This is a genomic window from Bifidobacterium canis (assembly GCF_009727065.1).
In the GTDB taxonomy this organism is placed as follows: Bacteria; Actinomycetota; Actinomycetes; order Actinomycetales; family Bifidobacteriaceae; genus Bifidobacterium; species Bifidobacterium canis.
On the sequence record NZ_WNLP01000007.1, the window covers coordinates 50060 to 72693 of the forward strand.

Sequence of the window (22634 nt, forward strand, 5' to 3'; positions counted from 1 at the left end):
GTCACCAAGCGCACTCCAAGCGACACTTATATATTGGTCGCTAGGAGCGAGGGAGAGGCTCGGTGAGGGCTGCGATAACCGATTGAGGAACATGCGATGTGAGGATCGGATCGTGGGCACCCGGCTGCACATCCAAAGCCGGCATGGACGCCAGCGCAGCAGCCCCTTGCCGATTGATCGCCTCCCATGCGAGGTCTTTGCCGACATTGCTCATCTGGGATTCGAGCAGAATCTGTCGGCAGTCCTCGAGCGCACGATTGCTGGCGATGCCCAGCGGCTTGGCGAAACGGATCTCCACAGGCGCGCTTGCGGAAACGGCTGCAACTGTGACGGATAGCGACAACGTGGACTCATCATAGTGCATGGTCGCCACCGCGCTATGCCCATCAACGAACACCTGAAGCGATTGCGCTTGCTCGGCATCAGGCCGTGCCACACCGCGGAACACGATTGTCCAATCGCGTACTGCCGGCACTGCCGCGGCATCTCCTTCCACCGCTGACACCGTGAACACCGTTGCATCCTCGCCCCACTGCTGGCTCAGACGCGTGCGCGCAGTCGCCGGCAGTGCCGCAGACCATTCGCCGGAGTCCTCGATCATCTCGAACTCGCCGCTGCCAGGGAACGCGAGCACACGTAAGCGCGCAGGATTATCCACCGAATTCACGGCAGCGCCATCCTCCAGTATCTGCAAAGGAACAATCGCGCCAGACTGAGCGAACACTGGCGTGCGGTCAAGTCCGCGCCATACTGTCAGGCGTCGCCCGCCAGCGTCGGCGCTCACGTAGCGGCGGCCTTCGAAGAAGTCGTAATACTCCCCCTGCGGCAGCCACAAATCGGCACGCGCGCGTAGCGTATGCGGATCGACGGCGCGCGTGATCGGCGCGACGATCAGCTGCGTGCCGAAATAATATTCGTTCGGATACCAGTACGCAGTAGGCTCGTGTGGCGAGCGCCAATACATCGGCTCGATAAGCGGGCGGTTGCCGAACGCGGCGCGATAATTCATCGTATATACATACGGCAGCAGCTCGTGGCGAAGTCGCAGTGCGCGAATCATCTGCGAGCGCATAGGCTCGGGGAAATTCCACGGTTCTTTGCCGGAGAATGGCGAGTTACTTGAATGCAGACGATTGATCGGGCTGAACACACCGTACTGATACCAGCGCAGCTCGAGCTCGTTATCTCGGTAGCCGAGCATGTGCCCGCCGATGTCGTGACTCCACCAGCCGTAGCCAATATTCGAAGCTGTTGCGGTGAAGCGCGGCTGGAAATCGAGCGATTCCCACGTCATCACCGTGTCTCCCGAGAAACCGATCGGATATCGGTGCGAGCCGGGGCCCGCGTAACGGCTGAATGTGAGCGGCCACGGGCGCGGCTGCTCAGTGTTCGCGGGCACTGTGCTGTGCGCGCTATTCTGCACATTATTTTGCGAGTTATTCTGCGTATTATTGTGCGCACTGACATACGCGTTATTCTGCGCATTCTGCGCGCTGCTTTGCGCGCAATCGCGCGAGTCGAGGTAATGCGTGTGATTGAGCATCCACAGCGGGTCGAGTCCCTTCTGCCGTGTGACGCCGCCCTGCTGCCAGTCCACCCACCAGAAGTCCACGCCCTCGCGCGCCATGCGATGATGCAGGTCAAGGTACGCGTCCATGAAGCGCGGGCTCGACGGGTCGAACATAATCGGTGCCTGCGAATCCGGATCGACGCCCATATTGCGCGCGACGTGCGCGTAGTCGTCTTCGAACGCGCGGATGCCGTCGCGCGGGTGCTCGTTGAGTGTGACGCGCAGTCCCTCGCGGTGCAGTTCGCGCAGGAACTGCCGGTGGTCGGGGAAGAGCTCGCGGTTCCAGCTGTAGCCGGTCCAGCCGGAGCCGAACTTCGGGTCAACATCGGTGATGTGCCAGTCCATGTCGATCACCGACACACTGAACGGGATGCCCACGTTTTTGAAGCGGCGCATGAGTTCGAGATATTCGTTTTGTGAGTAACGGTAGAAGCGGCTCCACCAGTTGCCGAGTGCCCAGCGCGGAATGAGCGGCGTCGGGCCGGTGAGACGGTAGAAGTCGTCGATCGCTTCGGTGAAGCGCAGTCCGTAGCCGAAGAAATAGAGATCTTGGTAGCTGGGGTCGCCGTCACGCTCGCCGACGTGACGTATTCGCGCGCGATCGGCCACGTGCCGAACGGGTTGGGTTCGCCGTTGACTTCGCTGACTTGCGCGAGAATATTACTGCGCGTGTCATCGAGCACAGCCCAGCCGTCGCGCGAAAGGATGCCGTCGCCGAGCGGCACGTCGCCGTCTGCTTCGTCAAGCGTCTGTGTCGTGCCCTTCAAGTTTCCACGTGAAACATCGCCGTAGTGCCACGTGTTGAACTGGCTCGCGGGCACACCTTTCACCACGATGGACAATCCTTCTCTGCTGAGCGGCTGGCCGTCATAGTCGAGCGTGAGCGCGGGCGTTTCGATGCGCACGCCGGAGTTCGCGCCGGCGTGCGCGACCGTCATCTGCACATCGCGGCCGAGGTCGCGGTTGAGTACTGTTTGCGTCGGGCGATCTTCGAATATGCCGCGCTCCGACCACTCGATGCGAATAAGCGAGTCGGTGAGCACGCTGATGCGCCACTGCTCCCCCTGCACGACCTGCGCGCGCGGAGCAACCGGCTTGAGGTGTTCGGTCAGGTGCTGAAAAGACTGATGTTCCATAATCTGCAACTATAGAATGCGACGCGCGCGATCAAATTATATAGATATATAGAACGCGGGTCTGCGTGCGCTTCGGCACAGCAGACCCGCGGATTTTCAATACTTATTAATTATTGAGTATTACTCACTAGCGAACTTTGCAGCTCTGGTTATTTTCCCAGCCCCAGCCGTCACCGTCAGGATCGACGGAAGACGAGGAGCAGTATGGGTAACCGTCTGGGCTCGTGGTGGAACCGGAATTGCCCGAATTACCGGAGTTGCTTGCGACTTTGCAGCTCTGGTTGTTCTCCCAACCCCAGCCGTCACCGTCAGGATCGACCGAAGACGAGGAGCAGATCGGGTAATTGCCATCGCCGGTATTGCCAGTATTGCCGGAGTCACTGCCCGAGTTTCCGGAGTCGCTACCGGTGTTGCCGGAGTTGCTCACGACTTTGCAGGACTGGTTGTTCTCCCAACCCCAGCCATCACCATCGGGGTCAACCGAGGAAGACGAGCACACTGGGTAGCCATCATCGGTTGTGCCAGTATTGCCGGTATTGCCAGTGCCACCAGTGGTATTCACAACCTTGCAGCTCTGGTTGTTCTCCCAACCCCAGCCGTCACCGTCAGGATCGACCGAGGAAGAGGAGCAGATCGGGTAGCCATCGTCAGTCGTATCGCCGCCACCAACGTTTGAGCCGCCGCCGTAAATACCAGCCTTCTCAACGCCGCGCTGCTTCAAGCCATTGGTGCCGTTGATGAACATGTTGCCCCAGCTGGAAAGCGAGCCGGCGTTCCAGTTGTTCACGAGGTCGAGGTATTCCACGCCGTCCGTGTTGCCGCACCACGACCAGGCAAGCAAGCCCACGCCTTTCTCTTTGGTGTAGCTCATGATCGTCGCGGCGTCTGGAATGCCGTCGGAGTGCTTGTTGCCGAACTCGCCCACCATGAGAGGCAGTCCTTGGTTGACGAACGAGTCGATGTACGATTTCACCGTGCTCGCCGAGCTATACACGCCATACATGTGCACGTCGAACAGCACGTTGGAGTCTTGCTGGTAGACACTCTTCGCGTTGTTTTTCATAACGCCCTGCCAGTCCTGCCCCCAGTTCGGGGCGGTGACTACGAGCGTGTGCTTGAAGCCGGCGTCTCGCATCTGCTTGATGGCACTCTTCGTGCCCGCCGTCCACTGCGCAGCGGTGTTGTTGCCGTAGGGCTCATTGCCGAGGTTGATCATGACGTAGTCTTCTTGACCCTTGATGGCACTGCCCACGGACTTCCAGAACTGCACGGCGTCGTCGAGGCTCTTCGCGTCTGCCGCATATTCGGTGTCTCCGTAGCCAGTGGTGTCATGATCTTCAAGGATGCAGACGAGATTGTTCTGCTTACACTGGTTCACGATATTGCTGACTTCGCTCGCGGAGGTCGTGCCATACCGACCTCCCGAGAGCACGACGCGCACGGTGTTCGCGCCGGCGTTCGCGATGTCTGCGATCGAGCTGGTGTGCTCCGGGTACCACTGGTAAGCATGGTTGATTCCCTGTGGAATGAACTGCTTGCCCGCGGAATAGAGCTTGCCTCCCGAAACGTGAAGCGAGTTGTCTGCCGCCTGTGCCGCAGTCGCTGGAACAACGGCAGCCAGTGCCGCTGCGCCAACTATTGCAGCCAGTGTTTTCTTGATATTGATATGCATGAGCCTACTTTCTTCCTTCACTGCATCATTGCAGATGTGCTTCATTGCATGTAATCGGAAATATACTGCTCCGCCATAGAGCATTCCTGATTACATACACAAAATACCACTAAACTTAACCGCTTAACAACTTGGAAATCATAGGATATTGTTAATTTGTAAAACTTAAAGTTTTACTGTATTATGCGCACGGATTTCGAGCAGGCAAGTTGTGTGACCAATCTATATTTGGGCGCAAAAAAGAAAGCTCCGTCGACGAATCGACGGAGCTTATGAAGACTCATGCACGGCAGTCACTGCGCAATATCATTGCGCTAGCGCCTCCGCACGGCAGCGCCTATTTGAGATATCAACCAGACACTGCCGCTACGCTGAGCGGAAACTCAGTGGCAGACGAGCGGGACGAGCCAGATCCACAGCAGGCAGGTGACGGCGAACGCAACCGTGGAGACCGCGGTGGTCGAAGCGCCTTCCTTGACGTAGATGTTGTAGCGGCTCGAGATGATGATGCCGGAGAAGGCCGGAGGCAGTGCCACAGCCATGACGAGCATCGAGAGCTTGTTGACATCGCTGCCCATGCCGAGCAGCAAGCCAACGCCAAGGAACACGGCAGGCGTGAGAATCAAGCGATAGAACGTGTTCCACAGCGTTTCCTTGCCGATCGAGAACTTGACGGTGGAGAGTGCGAGGCCAGCAGCCAGCACTGCGACGCCGGAGTTTGCCTTAGCGATCAGGTCGAAGGTCGGGGCGACGGCGGACGGCACGCGCACACCGAGCAGCACCAGCACGATGGCGAGCAGCGGAGCCCAGCACACAGGCTGCTTGAGCGCGTTGATGAGTGCCTCAAGGTTGCTGTTCTTCTTCTTGCCCATGTTCGAAGACTTCGACACCATGACCTCGGCGTTCTTGTCTTGCTTCGCATCCTTGGCAGGATCAACGGCTTTGTCGTCCTTCGGGTTGACGATGCTCACCTGACCCTTGGAATTGGCGACCGCCTGCTTCGAGAGACGTTCGCGATCCTTGGCCTGACCGACGTTGATGAGGTACATGCCGATTGGAATGGTGACGGCGTTCACCACGATGGAGATGATTGCGATCACGAGGTTCGTGCTCACCGAATCACCATAGATCGGGTCGAGCACGGCGAAACCGAGGAAGCCGATCGTTGGCGAGCCAGCGATCAACGCGCACACTGCAGCTTCCTGAATGCTGCGGTGGAACATCAGGCGGCACAAGTAATAGCTCAGCATGAACATGACGATGATGCCCACGAAACCGAGCACAGTGAGCATGGCGTCTTGCGCGAGCATGGAGCGCGTCGCCTTGACGATGGAGATGAACAGTGCTGCCGGCAATGCGATGTTCAGCACGAGCTTGTTCAAGCCCTGACGCTGGTCGTCGTCGAAGTAGCTAAGTTTTCCACAGATATATCCCAATGCCATGATGACGATGATCGGGACGATATCGTTTACCAAAATTTTGTCATTTTCTTCTCTTACTCAGAAGTATTGAAATAAATCTTCGGATTGGTAGCCGGCAGATTGCGCCGGCTACCAATCTTGCGTAGTGAGTTGATCTCGCGGATCAACTCACATGTGCGCACCCTTGAGGTACGGGTTCGACGTCATCTCAGACGTGGCGAGCGGGCCTACGACTGGCTTCGGGTTGAGGTTGCCGATGTGACCGGATTCCTTGCCTGCATAGTCAGCGAGCTGCACGTGCACGAAGCTCGGCTTGCCGGAGTTGACCGCTTCGCCGACCATCTGCTCGACTTCGGCAGGCGTCGTGGCGTAGTAGCCCTTGCCACCGAAGGCCTCGATCATGCGCTCGTAGTGAGCATCGTGGCTGAGCGTGAGCGGGGACGGATCGCCGTCATTGCCGAGGTTCTCGAAGTCGCCGCGGTAGATGCCGCCGTTGTTGAGCACCACGAACGTGATCGGCAGGTTGTAGCGGCATGCCACTTCGATTTCCATGCCGTCGAAACCGAAGCCGGAATCACCGCCGATGTAGAGCACCTGCTTGCCGGTCGCCACAGCAGCGCCGATCGCATAGCCGACCGCGCAGCCCATGACGCCCCACGTGCCGCAATCGAGGCGGTGGCGAGGCTGGTAGATGTCGATAATGTTGCGGGCATCATCGAGCGTGTTGGCGCCTTCGTTGGCCAGATACATGTCTTTGTGCTGGTCGTAGACCTTCTTGATCGCACCGAGGGCATCGTAGTGGCCCATTGGCACGGTGTTGGAGTTGACGCGGGCGGCGAACTTGGCGTCGTTCTCGGCGGCGTTGGCCTTGAGTGCGTTCAGCCACTCATCGGATGCCTTGACCGACGTCTTGGCGAGGCCGGCGTTGAGCATGGCCATTGCGGACTTGATGTCGCCGACCACCGGGCAGGCGATCGGGCGAGCGTTTTCGATCTCGTTCGGGTCGATTTCAATCTGGATGAACTTGACGTTCGGGTTCCATTCCTTGCCTTCGCCGAAGTTCAGCATCCAGTTGAGGCGTGCGCCCACGAGCAGCACGACGTCGGCGGTGCGAAGCGCAAGGCCACGGCAGCTGGCGGTGCAATGCGGGTCGTCGTCTGGAATGACGCCCTTGGCCATCGACATCGGCTGGAACGGGATGTCGGTCTTCTGCACGAATTCACGCAGTTCGTCTTCGGCCTGCGCGAGAGCAGCACCCTTGCCGACGAGCATCAGCGGGTTCTTGGCTTCAGAGAGGAGCTTGAGCGCTTCATCGATGGAGGCCTGCGCCGGCGGCATAGCCGGAGCCGGCTGGTTGGCGATCCAGAGCTTCTGCTCGGCTTCGTCTTTGTCCATCGTCTGAGCAACGGCATCATCAGGGAAGTCGATGTAGACGGCACCTGGGCGGCCGGAGCACGCCACATGCATCGCACGGGCTACAGCCAGCGGAATGTCTTCGATCTTGTCGATGCGGAACGATTCCTTGCAGAAGTCCTTCGCATAGTTCATCTGGTCAAGGCCCTCGTATTCGCCTTCGTGCATATCGACAACGTGGCGAGACGAGGAGCCACCGATCATGATGACCGGGAAGCCGTTCGTGGTGGCTTCGAGCATCGCGGCAAGGCCGTTGAGGAAGCCAGGGGCAGAAACGGTGAGTGCGACGGCAGGCTTGCCGGTGATGAAGCCTTCGGCGGCTGCGGCGTTGACCGCATCCTCTTCATGGCGCATGCCGATATAGCGAATGCCCATGCCCTGCGCAATACGAGCGAAGTCAGTGACCGGAATGCCAACCACGCCATACATGGTCTTGACACCGCTCTTCAGAAGCGCTTCAGCAAGATAATGAGGAGAATCGGTGAGATTCTGATTTGCGTTTGTAGCAGTTTCGTCAACCATTGCAAACAATCCTCTCTATTAGCTTTTAGCTTTAACAATCACCTTGATGATAGGACCGTTCACATGGGCTTTTTCGACGGGAACGCGCTCAGCGTATTCCTGACTTCACTTTTTGAGCGTACAGTGAAATTGTTATATACGTCTACAACAAATTTCTTACTTTTGCCTAACGTTGTCGTTTCCGACAGATCCGCTCCTTTTCGACCAATATATAGATCGGTCGAGGGGAGACGGCTAAGCGAACTGTATATACATGGGTCACTTGGAGTCGTGCTTGGACCTGGGAGTGTGCTTGGAGGCGAGGCTAGCGACCCACGGGTCGACGATCGTGCGGGTGCGACTCGTCGCATTCTTAAACGCATCAGTGGCGTCCATCACGAAGTCGAACAGATCGGGGTCATGATCGGCGGCGTTCGCCATCGCGCGCGCATGCTGCCTGAGCACGAACTTGCGCCAGCCGGAAGTGAGCAGCAAGTCGATGCTTGCGCCATACATGCCGGTCGGGTAGCCGAACATGAACGATACGGCAACGCCAAGCGCCAGGAACGGCGCCATGCCCCAGCCGAAAATCTCACAACCAAGCAAAAATGCGCTCACCGGGCAACGATTGAACGCCGCGAGGAAGCACAGCGCCCCCACTGCGACGCCAACGTTGGCGCCCATGCCGGTCATCGCGAAGCATGCTCCGCCGAGCAATCCGCCGATGCACAGCGACGGCATGATCTCGCCGCCTTTGAACCAGAATCCCAAGCAGATGAATGTGAGCAATCCTTTGATCGCGAAATCCCAGGAAACGGAAGGTGTCACCAAAATCTCGTTGAGCAAGTCGCCGCCCGAGCCGGTCATCTTCCACCAGCCGAACACACTCACCAAAGTGGCCATCAATAATCCGCCAGCAACCACCCACACGTAGTAATTGTGGAGCAATTGCATGGTGGCGTTCTGCACCAAACGAATGCAGAGCGCGAATATGCTTCCACCGACCGCGCAAACGATGCCGATGATCAAGCATGCGCCCACAGCGCGCCAGTTGAACTCGGGAACGGGAACGGTCACGATCACGTCGCCGATGCCGAAATGGTGGGCTATCGCGAACGCGGTGAAGCAGCCGACGAGCATCGAGAACGAATAGCGCAATCCTTTGAAGCGCATCAGCTCCAGCACGAGCATGCATGAGCCGAGTGGTGCGAAGAACAACGCGGAGAACGTGGCAGCCATGCCGACCGACGCCGCATACGAGTGCATCGTGCGCTCTTCTGCGTCGTGCGAATCGACGCGCAGAATATCGTGCAGCTTAAACGGTTTGGCAATCGTGGATCCCAAACTCGCGCCCATCTGCAAAGCACCGGCCTCTTTACCCACGGAGCCGCCCATCAGCATCGACATGCCGGTGGTCAGGAAGATGCCGGGCGCGAGCAGTGCGCGAATGGCGTGCCCGTGGCGCATTTGCGCGATAACCGACTCGGTGGTCTCCCCCAGCGGAATCTTCCACATCTTGTAAATGAGCAATTCGAGCAATCCGGCGACTGGCAGCAGCCAGATCAGCCATGTGTGTGCGAGAAAAATCTTGCGCATCGCACCAACGAACAGGCACAGCAGAATGGAAGCCGCCGCACCGACCACGCCGCAGACCAGCGCAAACAGCAAATGTTTGAAAATCTCCGGCCAGTCGAAACGGTGGGCTTTTGCCGGCTGCTCAGCGGGGTCGCTATGCGCAGCGAGCGCAGTGGGCTCAGCGTGCACGCCGTGCGTGGCGGATGTAGCGGGCGTGGTGTGAGCGTTAGACGTAGTGCGTTCAGCGCGATCAACGTGTTCGGTGGGTTCGGTGCGCTTGCGTTGCCTCTGCGCCTGCGAATCCGGCGATGTTGTGCTACTCATGCCTGCGCTCACTTCTTCCCACAACCAATCTTCGTCTGCATCTACCGGCATTCTACGCACGTTGACTTGCGTGGAAGAACGCTGCCAGCAAATTCAGCCCGCTGCGAGTGCGCAAGACTCACTTGGTGGAGTGGCGCGCGTGACGCGGACGACGCATCACCACCACGTAGGCTCCCGCCAGCAAACCTGCGGCGAGCAATGCCCAGATGATGTATGAGCCCGTTTCCGGCATACCCGGCGCATTCCACACGTAGTTGGTGAACACCGGAGGCTTCGCTGCATCAGCAGAGCCGCTGGCATCACCGTAGGTCACCGCGGACTTCAGCACACCAGTGCCGTCGTCAGTCACCGCAACCGTGACCGTCGCCAGATGCGAATCGTACGAGATTCCCGTCTTCTTGGTCTGCGCTTCCTTGATCTTGTAGGTGTGCGTGCCCGTCTTCGTGTAGTTGAGCTGTGGGAAGGTGATCGAACCGTCTGCCAAGTTGGACGCGGTTCCGACGCTGTTCCAATTGGTTCCGCTGCAATCGCCGTCAGCCGTCACTTCGCACATCGAGAACTCATACTCGCCCTTCTTCAACGTGGAGGGATCGGTGGTTCCCGCATGGAACAGCTGCTTCGTCGCTTGCACCATAGCGGTCGTTGGCGATGGCGCATACGTGTTCGTCGCCGTCACGTTCACCGTGTCGTTCGCGTTCAACGTGCCTTCCGATGGCGTGATTCCTTGCAAACTATAGCCCTGCGGAAGATTCTGCTCTTCGATGTGGTAGGTGGTTCCTGCATCGAGATTCTCGAAGGTCGCCGTCTGGTTTGCGTTCAACGACAGCGTTGCCACGTTGTTCGTGAAGGTAACGCTTTTCGCCGTACCGTTGATGAGCACTGTGTGGCTGCCGCTTATAGGCGTGCCGTCAGGAGATCCCAACGTCACCGCAAATGTGAACGCCGTGTTGCTCTTCGGATGCAGCCCGCTGTCGGTGCTCGACGCCGGCACTACCTTCTTCAGCGTCAGCGTCGCCGGCTTACTGGTGTTGCGGAACACCGTGCTGCCCGACAGCTGGCTGGTGGCATACAGTTTGCCGTCCGACGTTTCCTGCACATTGACGGTGACCGTACGCTCCGCTGTGTCGTATTTGACAGTCGTATTATTAGAATCTTCCACTTCCTTGATCAGATACGTGTGCGTGCCTTTATCTGCTTCGGCATAGTTGAGTTTGAATTCAATCGCCGCAGCGGTGTTCTTCACCGTCTGCACAATATTGCCCGTAGACGAGTCGACTAGATTGAATGTGAACTGTTGGCTCGGCACATTTCCGTCCATCAGTTTGGTGAGATGGAATACGATGCTCGTTTTCTTTGCACTCGGCTCGTATTGGTTCAAGAATGTGGTCGTTTGGACTTCACTTGGACTGATGCTGCCGTTTTCACCACTTTCGCTCACCTGAGTCCAACCTGGCAGAGTACCTGATCCCGGCGTGACGCTCGGGTCGCTCGACGAACCGACTGCTTCCCACTGCGCATACAGTGTGTATTTTATAGTATCGTCAGACTGCTGAGACGTTGGACGAGTGTACTGAGATCCCGCTGTCATCAAAGGATTACTCGTCGCGTTAACAGCGCCCGGCTGCGTCGTCCAGCCCGTGAACTTGTAGCCGAAATGAAAGAACATGCTGTAAGGCAGGGTGATGGTATTGGGGTCTGACGCGATTGCCGTCACCGGGTCTTGACTGCCCGAACCGCCGTTAGCGTTAAAGTTCACAGTGAATGGAACGATGTACGGCACATAGACCATACCCTGACTGTTATTCACAGCAAGCTTCGCCCAACTCGTCTGCTTCGTTGGCAGGGTTTTAGGCGTATCGATGAACGGTGACATCACACGCTGGAAGAAGCTGGCATTGGCTGTGACAAAAGCTGCGCCGCCCTTACTCCCAGCAGGTACACCGATTTTGTTCATCTTCAAGTTCGAAGAGCCCCAGAACATAAACTGGAAGCTTGTTACCTTACTGACATCCCAGTGAGCCATTGCAGACGTATCGGTGAGTTTCGTGCAGTTGTAAAACATTTCGGACATATTCGTCACCGAGGCGGTGTTCCAGTTTTGCAAACCCGAAATATTAGTGAGCTGTGAATCAACCTTGTACATCTCGAACATGTATGACATATCAGTCACTTTAGAGGTGTCCCAGTTACTCAAAGCATCTACATTGGTGATTTTCGGGCAAGAGTAGAACATCATGTGAATAGAAGTCACCTTTGATGTGTCCCACCTCTTCAATGGAGTCAAATCAGCAAGCGAAGCACAGCTACTGAACATACCCTCCATATTCGTAACATTGGCAGTATTCCAATTACTCAATGGAGTCAAATCAGTGATCGATGTGCCTGCAAATAAGCTCTCCATGTTCATGACTGCAGATGTGTCCCATTTCCCCAATCCTGAAATATCTGAAAGCTTACTGTTTGCGAAGGCGTTCGTCATATCAGTCACCGTGTGTGTGTCCCAGTTTGCCAAGGAATTCGCATTGGTGAGACCGCATTTTTGGAATGCCCAATACATGTTCTGCACCTTGCTAGTGTTCCAACTCCTTATGGGAGATAAGTCGCTCAATGATGTGCAACCTGAGAATATGCTTTGCATGCTGGTTAACTCAGAAGTATCCCAATGTGATAGACCACTGATATCCGTCAGATTCGAACAACCTGAAAATAGAGATTGCTGAGAACCCATAAGCTTAATGGTTCCTTGCGTCACTACTTTTTGATCTTGACATCGTTGCCATTCTTTAGCCACGGTGGAGTGTAATCCACAGCATCACCTATCGTGCCAACACTGCCGTTAAGCGGTTCAACATGCAAAGTGCCGTCTGCATCAATCTTCCACTCGACGCTCGTGCCAGTCTTAGTAGTCCAGGAAGTATAGCCAGCATCAAGCACTGCCACTGTGGTGGCTGTAGTGCTCGGCGTCTCCACGGCGGAGTGCACCTGCGGCGTGGTGTTCTCCACCACTTGACTCGTCTGCGGCTCGCCCGCATTTCCTGTGTTCACACTCGTGTAACGGGTCAACCATTGACTGGCAGACATTGGAATGCCTGGCATCATCACAGTCAAGCCCAAGAGCACGCTTACAATCGCTCTCAACATGATGATTCACCCTTTCTTTACTCGGAGACTTCGCTGACCATGTATGTGGTGCCGCCCGGCAGACCATCTATTTGCAGGTAGCCCATAGCCGGAACTGCGAATTTGACGATGCCGCCCTTCGAGTCCACCTTCGCTGTCTGAGTGCTTTCGGTGTAGCCGTTGGAGTGCAGATCTGTGGCAGTGGCGCTCGTCCACTTTGGCGTATAGACTTTGGCCGTTATCGTCGTAGGCAACGTGCCGCCTTGCGGAGGCATGAGCGCGATCTCCACAGGGAAGATCTGGTTGCGTTGCTTCACCGTGGCTGGGTCGTCTATGATCGTCTTTTCGATCTTCAGGCTGCCATTGCCAGCGACGTTCTTCCACACCATCGGCGTATCAAACGGGCTGGTGCCGGAGGCCACGCTGAAGTCTTGCTTGACGTTGAGCGTGCCATCGCCGTTGTCGGTTATCGTCGCCGTCACCTTCTGCACATGGCCGTCCCACACGACCTTCGTATCGCCATCATCCTTCTTTTCCGAGATGTAGTAGGTGTAGGTGGTAGGAGTGCTGGTGGCAGACACATCTTGTTCGGTGAACTTCACCGGTTTGAACACGGCTTCGGTTGCCGTCACGCTCTTGCTGGCGGTCTTGGCTGTGGTTGCCTCCATGCAATTCTTGGCATTGGCATCACCATATGGTGCATCCTTGCACAGTTCGAACGTGAACTGGCGCTGGCTCAGGTCTCCGCCGACGAACACCTTCGTGGCCTTGAGACTCATCTCGCCCTTCGCATGGTATTCGTTGTTGAACTGTGGAACCAGCGTGGTGCTGCCATCGACCTTCGCCGCGGAAGCCTTCGTTGCCGTTTCATCGGCGTCGGTCAGTGCAGCTCCCTGGGTGCCGTCCGCGTTCGCGTGATAGTAGGTAGGGGTTGCCGTGATCGTGCCGTCGCCCATATCTTTGACATCGACGTTGACGTAGAACACCGTCTTGTCGTAGGTATAGCCGCCGACGTGCAGATCGCGCTCGACAATCTTGTAGGTGTGGGGCTTGCCTACATCGACGTTCGTGTAGCCGATCTTCGAGAACTTCACACTGCCATCGGCATCGTTGTATGCGGCACGAACCACGTTGCCCGCGGTGTCTTGCACCTCGAACTGGAACTGGTTCATTCGCATCGCGTGCCCAGTCAAAGTCTTCTTGGCTTCCAACTGCACGGAGCCGACGGTCTTGTAGACGTTATCTACCGATGCGGCAGCCGTCTGCGTCTTGCTGGAGCGCACTGTGCCGGTCATGTTGGTAGAGGTGCCAACGGTGAAGCCGTCACTGCCGTCTTCAGTCCATTCGTAGTCGTACGACGATGCAACCTTGTGCACGGTGATCGTCTCGCCTTCATAGAGCGAGACCTTGCCGCCGTTGGCGATCGTGCCGGTGTCGGCCAGATCGGTGTCGAGATCGTTCTTGTTCGTTCTCGTCCAGCTGTAGGTTCCGGCGTCATATTGCCAGATCGCCGCGCCGTTGGAGTCTGTACCGACCTTCTTGCGCAGGGTCAGCATGAACGTGAACTTCTTGTTCTTCGACTCCTTGGTGGCGGTTGTGTCGGTGATGCTCTTCGTCAACGAAATGTCGCCATACGGGTAATACTCGTTCGTCACATTGATGGTGCTGGTGTCGTTGCCGTTCGCATCCGTGACCACTGCCGGGTCGCTTGTAGAAGGCACGTACCCTTCGGTGTAGTCCTCTTCAACCGTGTAGGTGTAGTCCTTGGTTTCATTGCCGTCCCTGTAGTGCTTCGGCAGTCCAGTGAACGAATACTTCCAGTTGCCGGAGGTGTCGGAGGTGACCAGTTGGCTTTGAATGCGCTTGCCATTCTGCTTCAGCCACAACTTGACCACGCTTGGGCGCTGTTGCGGGTTGTCGCCGCTCCACGTCTTCGAACCAGCTACATCAACCGTTGCAGGCGTGTGCTTGTTGATGGCCGCCACGTCCATTGTCCCGCCGTTCATCGTGATCGAAGGCGTGTAGGTGTAGCCGTTCGGCGTGTTGGTTTCAGCAACCGTGTACGTGTATGGAGCACCCTGGGCATCAGTGCGAGGCAGATACGAGAACGTGTGCGTCCAGTCGTTGCTGGCACTCAGTTCGACGGGATCACCATACGCCTTGCCGTTCTGCATCAACTGCACGGTAACGCTGCCGGTGCGCAGACCATCGCGGTTATTGTCGTCGTCCCACTGCTTCTTCACCACCACGTTATAAGGTTCAAGACCAACCTTCGTGTAGTCCTGATGAATGTAGTGGTTGACCGGATCGCCGGTAGACGCTTGCTCGGTGGACGACATGTAGACGTTGTTGTATGCGTGTGCCTTCTGGTCGATGGCGGTTTTCGCCGTATCTCCCTCCGGTGCCTTCATGCGCAGCGTGACCTGCAAGCCGTCGTTCGCCGCGAGCACGTAGTCGCTGCCATCCGCCTTCTTCGAGCAGTCGATGGCGATTGCCTTGACAGTGGATGGGTCAGCAGGCAACGTTGTGGTCCACACCGACGTATCGTGCAGATTCGGGATGCTGTTCGTTGAACCGTCAACCTTGTATTGGGTCAGGTCGACGTGCTTCAGCGCGTAATACACCACAGGCGCAATGCCCTTTGCCTGCAATGCGGCGGTGTCAACGCCGAGGAACGATCCATACCACTGCGCATCGCCGTGATCGGCTTTGTCGGCAGTGGGCTGGTACGCCTCGATGTCGTCGTAGAACACGATGTTCTTCGTCTCGCTGTCGTTGCCGTTCTCCATGCGCAAGCGGTACTTGTATGCGCCACCTGTCGGCACAGTGATGCTATTGGCATCAAGACCAGTGCCCCACTTGCCATCGGTATCGCTCGACACGTCCTTCTGCAAACCGGCGAGCGCATACGTGCGCGCATGCGTCACAGTGCTTGCCGCCGCATACACGGTCGGCTTCGCCGCATCCGCGTTGTCATCGAGATTCGTCATCAGGTCTTCAACGCCGGAAACCGCATCTGGCGTGTATTGGTTCTTGTATTTGCGGGCGCTCTGATCCGTGGAGTTGTAGGGCTTGTAGTCCTTACCTACGGCATCGGGCTCTGCGATCAACCCTGGCACTGTGCCCCACACCTTCGAATTCGAGGCATAGGCGATGTTGTTCGTGAGCGTGAGCGAAATGTCTTTGATCTCGTTCCACGTGTAAATGCCCTTGAAGGTGATGGAATGCTTGGTGCCGTATTTGCCCGTATACACACCCGAACCAACGCTTGAGCCGAACTTGACCGGCGTCGTGTTGTTGTTGACGCGCACGATCAGCATGGTTCTGCCAGAGCCACGCCAATTGTCGACAGTCGTGTAAGACGCCATGCCATCGGCGGTGATGCTCGACGGATCCACGCGGAAGCCGAGCGGCAGCAGGTCGTAATATGTGCCTGACACATCTTTGCCCAGCGTGCCGTTGTTCACCACCGTGTTGTAGTCGTCAGCGCTGATCTGGTTGCTGACCGAATACACGTTCGCCGTGTATTTGATCTGCACCTGGCGTGCAGCCTTGTCTGCATCCGTTTGTGCAAGCTGTTCGCCGTCCTTGGTCATCCACACGCTTTGTGCGGCGGAAGACAGGCGGTCGACGCCCGCGGAATCAGGGTCGCCGTTGGCATCGGTCACCGTCGATTTGCCGTTAATATCTTCACTGCCTTTGGCGTCTTGGTGATACACCTGTGCGGTCACCGGCTTGCCATCGGCATCCTTCTCCTGCTGGGTGACGTCTTCTGTGGCAGTGTTGCGCACATCAGTGTATTCAGACGTATCTGAATTACTCATCAGCTTCTTCACCGCAGACTGTATAGTGCTCGACGAGCCGTGCAATGCCAGCGTTGGAATCACACCGACGGTGATGCCCGCGGCTGCGGTGGAATAGGTCACCTTCCAATGCGTTATGTTCTGCGAAGTCGGGAATGTAATAATGTCACCATTCACAGTGGCATCATTGGCAGCGGTGATCGTCGGCGTACTCGAAAGGCCCTTGCCGTTCCACGTCACCTTGGCATATTCCACCCAGTTTCCGGTGTCAGTCTTGCCATAGAACGTTTCGTCAGGCTCCGCGATCGACGAGTCATACGCATATCCCCAATATGTGCCGTGCACATTGTTCACCTGCTGGTACGACTGCATATATGGAACCAGCACGCGCAGCTGCGTGAACTTGTAGTCGGCGCCGGTCAGTGCTGTGCCGCCCGCCGAACTCTGCTCGTTGAAATACACGCCGTCGTCGGTGTTCGTGAAGTCGAGCGCGCTCTTGCCGAACACGCTGGCATCATTGGTCGGGCAGGCGCCAGGAAGCCACTTCTTGCCGCTCTTCACCGCGGGATTGTGCGAACTGCACGTCCACGGATATGGGTAGTTCTCAGCGTTCACGCTGTAGGTCAGATTGACATCGTCGCCTTGCGCAAGCGTGTTCAGCGCGTACGGGTACAAGCCCACATGCTTGCTATCGTACGGATCCGTCATCTGCACCTTGGCTTCTTTGACCGGATCGTAGTCGTTGTAGACGCGCTTGCCGTTGTCGTAGTGGTAATCCGTGCGCCACAGCGACGCACCGGCGCCGGTGGAGTCAACGCCCCACTTGTGCACCCTGAAGTGCCCGACCGGCACATACCACGGGTAGGCACGGTACGTGTCTGTCGCACTGGCACTCACTGGGCTGCTCGTCGTAGCGCTGTCTGCCTGCGTCAGTGTGTAGCTGACGGTGTTCTTCAACTGCTTGGTGAGCAGCTGATTCTTATCAGATATTTGCCCTTCCTGTGGTTGGAATTCAGACTTTGGGTATGCCACATACACGTGATAATAAAAATTATTACCATCATTCACATAGGTGTATTTCGCACTGTCTTTTGTGTATGGCGTGCCGTCAGAGATCACACCGGTCGCGGTCATCGTGCCGTCTGAGTTGAACGTGGCGTTCGGCACATCAGTGCCAACCACAATGCCGTTCACATATTTCTCAGTACTGCCCGGCACTGTCTCGTCTTTCGAAGGAGTGTCGGTGATGCTGAGATTGAAGTATTGATTACCGGAAACGTAGGCATAGATGTACCAATCGACGTAGTAGTAGTCAGCTGCGCTCTTTCCGCTCGGGAAACGAGTAGTGAGCTTCTTCAGCCCCTCAGGCTCGCTCGTGTAGATGCCAGCGCTGCGCTTGGTGACTGACTTCACCGTCTCGCTCGTGTTCACCTTCGCGTTGATGGTATTACTCGTTTTCCTGAGCGTATTGCCCTTGCTCGTGGTCACGTTGAGAATCGCGCCGAAATCTGCCGACGTTTGCCCGGAAACCAGCTCGGAGGGAACCACGTTGTCGAAATACACGTCAAAATAACCCTGATAACCAGCGGGAAGCGTCTGCGTGTTCGACACTATGATCTTGTTATCCACACGCTTGTAGGTCATCACTGCATCTTGAGACGGATCCTCTGGCACCGACATGTCGATATTGCCTTCGTCTTTGCCGAAACGATCCTTAAAAATATTGAGTGGAATGGTGATCTGCAGATCGCCGGGATTGTAGCTGTTCTGACCAGACACGCTGAAACTCACGCGCGCGCCGAACGACATGGCAGTATTGCTTGTTGGCGTTTGCTCATTCGTCTGCTGATCGGTGTCGAGCCACTTCACCGTAAGCTTTTCAATGGTCGTGCCGTCGAGCGTCGACGCGGAATCAGAAGATCCACTCAAGTCGAGCTTGCCTACGTTCTTGTCGGTGCTGAGCACCGTGTTGAGCAGATTGCCGATAACTGGCACGCTGCTGTAACGCTGATTCGCCAGCTCCTTCGACTGCGTTGGCGTGTAGCTAGACACGACGCCGCTTTTCGACGTTGCCGCTTGCGTGAGCGCCTTCGCCTGCGCGCTTAGCTGGTCTTCCGTCACAACGTTGTTCTTCTGCGACGTGCTTGCGGAGGTCGTTGCAGAAGATGCAGTGGACTTCGCTTGCGCAGAGGTGGCTGTCAACGTTGAATCAGCCGCCTTCAACGGAGAGTCGACCGTCATCGGCAGCGTTGCGGCGAACGCGGTGGTTGGCAACAGCATCGCCAACGCCGCGATGACCGCAACAATGACTGCAAGAACTCGATTGAGCTTATGCATGGTGGACTTCTTTCTTCTCAACGTTCTCTGCGCGCTGCGCATGCTGTGGCTGCTGTGCCCGCTGCGCATGTTGTGCATGCTGTGCTGCTTGCGCTGCCTGCGCGCGACGGCGGCGCTTGACTACGTGAATAATGACGGCGAGAATGACTGCCAAGATCAACACGATGATCATGGCGATCAACGCGATGAGCTTCACATCGCGAACCTGGCTGATAGGAGGAGCCGGATGCGGGGTTGACACGCGCTGCGCGGTGACGATCAGGCGACGCGTGTTCACGCCGATCGGCGTGCAGGTCATCAAACTGATGCGCGCCGAACCCGCTTTGTTCGGAGCCGGAATATCGCTGCGCGTGTCTGCGCTCGCCACTTTGCGTTGCGCTTCAAACACCGACGCCGCTTGCTCCGGCTTCACCGTGACGATATTCACCACTTGGTAGGCTTGGGTGGAGCCGAACACGTTAACGTAAATAAAGCCCCCGTTTTTGAGTTCCGAGAGCCTGGAGAACAACAACCCTTGCACACCGCCCGAATGTGCTGCGATGGCAGACAACGTACCATTCTGGCCAACAGGTAACGCCGTGCCATACACATGGCCGGCACCCCTGTCGAGCGCGTCATCGAGCGTGGTGTGATACACGGGAACTGTCACCGATATAGACGGAATCGATATCGTGGCCATCACCGTGCCGCCCGTGCTCAAATACGTGCTGTCAAGCGACTCCAACGGCTGGTTCTCGTCGTTGCGCATATCAGCCGGAATCGCTCCCCCAAAGCGACTCGGCAACGAATTGTTGTATTGCACCGCTTCATCAAACATCTTCTTGCGATCAGGGCTCGGCCACTGCTGCGTTTGCGCTTGCGCATGAGCCGCGGATTCACGGACTGCGTGATCGTTGACGATGATGAAATAGACGGATGTGGCGAGCAGGAGGGAACCGATCACATAGAGCACCCAACTCACGATGGTGATCGCACGTGCGACCTTCAACCGTGACGTCAACGCTGCACGATGCTGGGCTGCCGTCACAGAGACTGCGGCACTCATGCTGATTCCCTCCTCTCTGCCAAATAGGTATTGATAGTGATTAATAGTGATTGTGATCTGATCTGCATGCCGAGCTACAGCGCTTCGGCATGCAGATCAGATCATCGGGTTAGCGCCGATGCGCTATCAGGCGGTAGCGCCCTTGCGCATCTTGCGACCAACATAACCGAGAGCCACAGCCAGTGCGATGACCGCTGCGCCACCCAGCAGAATCCATGTGATCTGACCACCGGTCTTAGGCAGGTCAGACACGTTCTTCGTATTCAAAACGGTGATCGTGCCGTTGTCGAACGTGTTATCGGCAGCAGCAGAGGTTGCACTCAACGTAGCGGTTTTATCGACAAACTTATTGAACTCGCCAGCATCTACTGCGATATTGACACCGCTCTTGTCTTTCACCACATTGCCGTTTTCATCCTTTGTGATTTGCGGAGTCAGCGTCACAGTGAACGTCACAGGATTGGAACCAAGCACGTATCCCTTAGGGGCTTCGGTTTCCTTGAAGGTGTATGTAATTGCTTTATCGTTATCTGCGGCCAAGCCAGCGATGGTCACAGGCTGGGCCCCATCAGCGGTCTTATAGTCCAGAGTGATCGTGTCAAGAGCCTTATCATAGCCCGCTGCACCCGCCTTGACCACCGAATATGTCGAACCATCAGCAGACTTAGCGAACTTGATCTTGGTGGGTTCTGCACTCGCGTCGGCACCAGGAACAGTGACTTGGAACTTTGCGCCACTCAGCAACGTCTTTGGAGCATTGAGATCAGCCTTCTGCATGTCGAGCTTGACGCTGTAGAGCTTGACCTTATCGGTCACCGTGCCCTTGTCTTCTTCAACATTCGGGTTGTTCGAGAAGTCGAGCTGAACATCGTTCTCGGTGTTCTTCAACGAGTCCTTAGCATCAGGAGTCAGTGCTGTGATCACGCCGTCATAGGTGAGCTTGATCCTCTGACCTTGATACTTGAGGATGGCATTCTCCGTCTTGTTGTTGCCATCAGCATCTTTCACTGGCTGACCGCTGTCGTCAAGCACAGTTGCCGATGGGTTCAACGACACAATGAAGTCGTTAGTATCATCCGCTGTATCAGTGTTCTCGGAGAACGCGTAATCATATGCCGGAACTTTGGTATAGGTAGAACCATCCGTCGAAGCTTCCAAACTGAAATTATTCAGTCCCGTCACCTTGCCACTTGTGTCCTTGGTGAACGGTTCAATGTTGTCAGTTGGATTATCAGTGATTTTGAATTCCTTTGGAATCCACGTCTTATCGTCCGTTGTCGTGTGATCCGCTTGATAGTTTTGATAGTTCGGCACATTCGTGTTGATGGTGAATGTACGCTTCGTGCCGATCTGAATCAGCTGCTCAGGGTGCGAAACGGTCTTCTGAATTTCGACTTTCTCAGCCTTGAGGTTCAACTTTCCAAGGTCATATGTGACGGCACTATCACCAGTGCCGCTCTTGATCTGCGTGCACATCGTGCCATCAACGCTGACTGGAGTGCCAACGATCATGGCGTGCGAAATCGTTTCACTGGACTTGCCGTCAGCAGACTGTTTTACAGGATCCTTGGTCTCATCGTTATCATTCTCGACGATAAGATACAGACCTTCAGAGCCATCTGGAATATCCAGCGTGACTTCACTGTCTTCGGCAGTGGCGGTAGCGGTTGGGGTGGCAGAGCTCAACTGCGTCTTCATTGACTCAGCGAACTTACGGAGTTCGTTGGAATTGACTTGCGTGTTGCCATACACGTCAGTTCCACTGCCGTACATGTAATGGCAGATGAACTGCAGCCTGTTCATGTTTGCCGCAGCACCAGTGAAAGTTACCTTGTCGCCGGATACCGTCATCAAGTCTTTGAGCCCGGTCGGATACGCTGCGATCAATGCCTTGTCGAGCATGGCATCAGTTATGCCATTTACTTTTCTCCGTAATCCAGATCGTAACTGGTGATAACACCGTCTTTCCCTTCGACGTCCTTGTACTTACCCAGTTGGTAAGCCTTGAACGTACGACCCTTGACGGTTGGTGCGATCAGATTTTGGCTACCCCCCCCCGGAGCACTAATTGTTATATCGTTCGTCGTGGGAGTCGTAGCGTCCGTGCCGCTGGCTTCATCAGCGAAAGCGACGGTCGCGCCAATCATCGACATTGATGCTAAGAACGCTATGCCAGCCGCTCCAACGGCCTTTATTTTCGATTGCATAATCTTCTCTTTTCATTGATCGGTGATTCACCAGTGAGGTATGCGCACACCGGCAAACCAGAGAAGGCGCATCGGCGCGGATGGCGTTGTGCACGCCGGAGCGGTTATTTTTCCGTCGAACAGTTCTGTTTTTGCACGGTAACTGTTTCCGTGATTCCCCAATTCCTTCTCACATTTTTCAGCCTAGTCTTTTTAAAAATAAAAAATCTAGAAAATGTTTTGAAATTTTTCAATGCGACAAAGCTGGGTCTTTTGACCATCTCAGGATTGCCATCGTTCAATCTTCTGCGATCGATAATTTCTTTCTTAAAATTTTTGGCAATATGCGCTAGCGAACAACGCCGACGCCGCGCCGATGCGCGGGAAGGCTAGTCCGGCAACCGCTCCAGCAATCGAGCCAGCTGCAACGAGAACAGCAACAATAACCGTTTGTCACTCGGTTTTCAGGTCTCCATGCCATGCAATACGCATGTTGTTCTCTCAGCTCAAATATTCGAAAATCATATTTTT

General features: G+C 56.0%; 10 protein-coding genes and 2 pseudogenes. All 12 read right to left on the reverse strand.

Annotation, left to right across the window (positions count from 1 at the left end; genetic code table 11):
- Positions 1 to 40: 40 nt before the first annotated feature.
- Positions 41 to 2706 (reverse strand): annotated as a pseudogene (locus tag GSD1FS_RS06840) (glycoside hydrolase family 31 protein).
- A 127-nt stretch (positions 2707 to 2833) separates the two neighbouring features.
- Complete coding sequence (locus GSD1FS_RS06855; RefSeq protein WP_246166011.1) at positions 2834 to 4378, reverse strand: cellulase family glycosylhydrolase; 1545 nt, start codon at positions 4376 to 4378, stop codon at positions 2834 to 2836.
- Between the two features lie 383 nt (positions 4379 to 4761).
- Positions 4762 to 5820: an AEC family transporter gene (locus tag GSD1FS_RS06860; protein ID WP_246166014.1), complete on the reverse strand. Its 1059-nt coding sequence runs from the start codon at positions 5818 to 5820 to the stop codon at positions 4762 to 4764.
- A 147-nt stretch (positions 5821 to 5967) separates the two neighbouring features.
- Complete coding sequence (oxc, locus tag GSD1FS_RS06865; RefSeq protein WP_155588958.1) at positions 5968 to 7734, reverse strand: oxalyl-CoA decarboxylase; 1767 nt, start codon at positions 7732 to 7734, stop codon at positions 5968 to 5970.
- 258 nt (positions 7735 to 7992) lie between these two features.
- Positions 7993 to 9612, reverse strand: coding sequence for a chloride channel protein (locus GSD1FS_RS06870; RefSeq protein WP_246166017.1), 1620 nt, complete (start codon positions 9610 to 9612; stop codon positions 7993 to 7995).
- A gap of 118 nt (positions 9613 to 9730) precedes the next feature.
- Positions 9731 to 11566: a Spy0128 family protein gene (locus GSD1FS_RS06875; protein ID WP_246166020.1), complete on the reverse strand. Its 1836-nt coding sequence runs from the start codon at positions 11564 to 11566 to the stop codon at positions 9731 to 9733.
- A gap of 12 nt (positions 11567 to 11578) precedes the next feature.
- Positions 11579 to 12340, reverse strand: a pseudogene (locus GSD1FS_RS10435) (BspA family leucine-rich repeat surface protein); the annotation flags it as partial.
- A gap of 23 nt (positions 12341 to 12363) precedes the next feature.
- A complete protein-coding gene (locus tag GSD1FS_RS06880; RefSeq protein ID WP_155588960.1) occupies positions 12364 to 12753 on the reverse strand; it encodes a hypothetical protein in 390 nt (129 codons plus the stop codon).
- A 17-nt stretch (positions 12754 to 12770) separates the two neighbouring features.
- Positions 12771 to 18872 (reverse strand): Cna B-type domain-containing protein, encoded by a 6102-nt coding sequence (locus GSD1FS_RS06885; RefSeq protein WP_196425053.1) that lies wholly within the window; start codon positions 18870 to 18872, stop codon positions 12771 to 12773.
- A complete protein-coding gene (locus GSD1FS_RS06890; RefSeq protein WP_155588962.1) occupies positions 18865 to 19917 on the reverse strand; it encodes a class C sortase in 1053 nt (350 codons plus the stop codon). Before GSD1FS_RS06890 ends, GSD1FS_RS06885 begins: the two co-directional genes overlap by 8 nt.
- Positions 19918 to 20043: 126 nt before the next feature.
- Complete coding sequence (locus GSD1FS_RS06895) at positions 20044 to 21819, reverse strand: SpaA isopeptide-forming pilin-related protein (RefSeq protein ID WP_155588963.1); 1776 nt, start codon at positions 21817 to 21819, stop codon at positions 20044 to 20046.
- A gap of 17 nt (positions 21820 to 21836) precedes the next feature.
- Complete coding sequence (locus GSD1FS_RS06900; RefSeq protein WP_155588964.1) at positions 21837 to 22124, reverse strand: hypothetical protein; 288 nt, start codon at positions 22122 to 22124, stop codon at positions 21837 to 21839.
- Positions 22125 to 22634 lie beyond the last annotated feature (510 nt).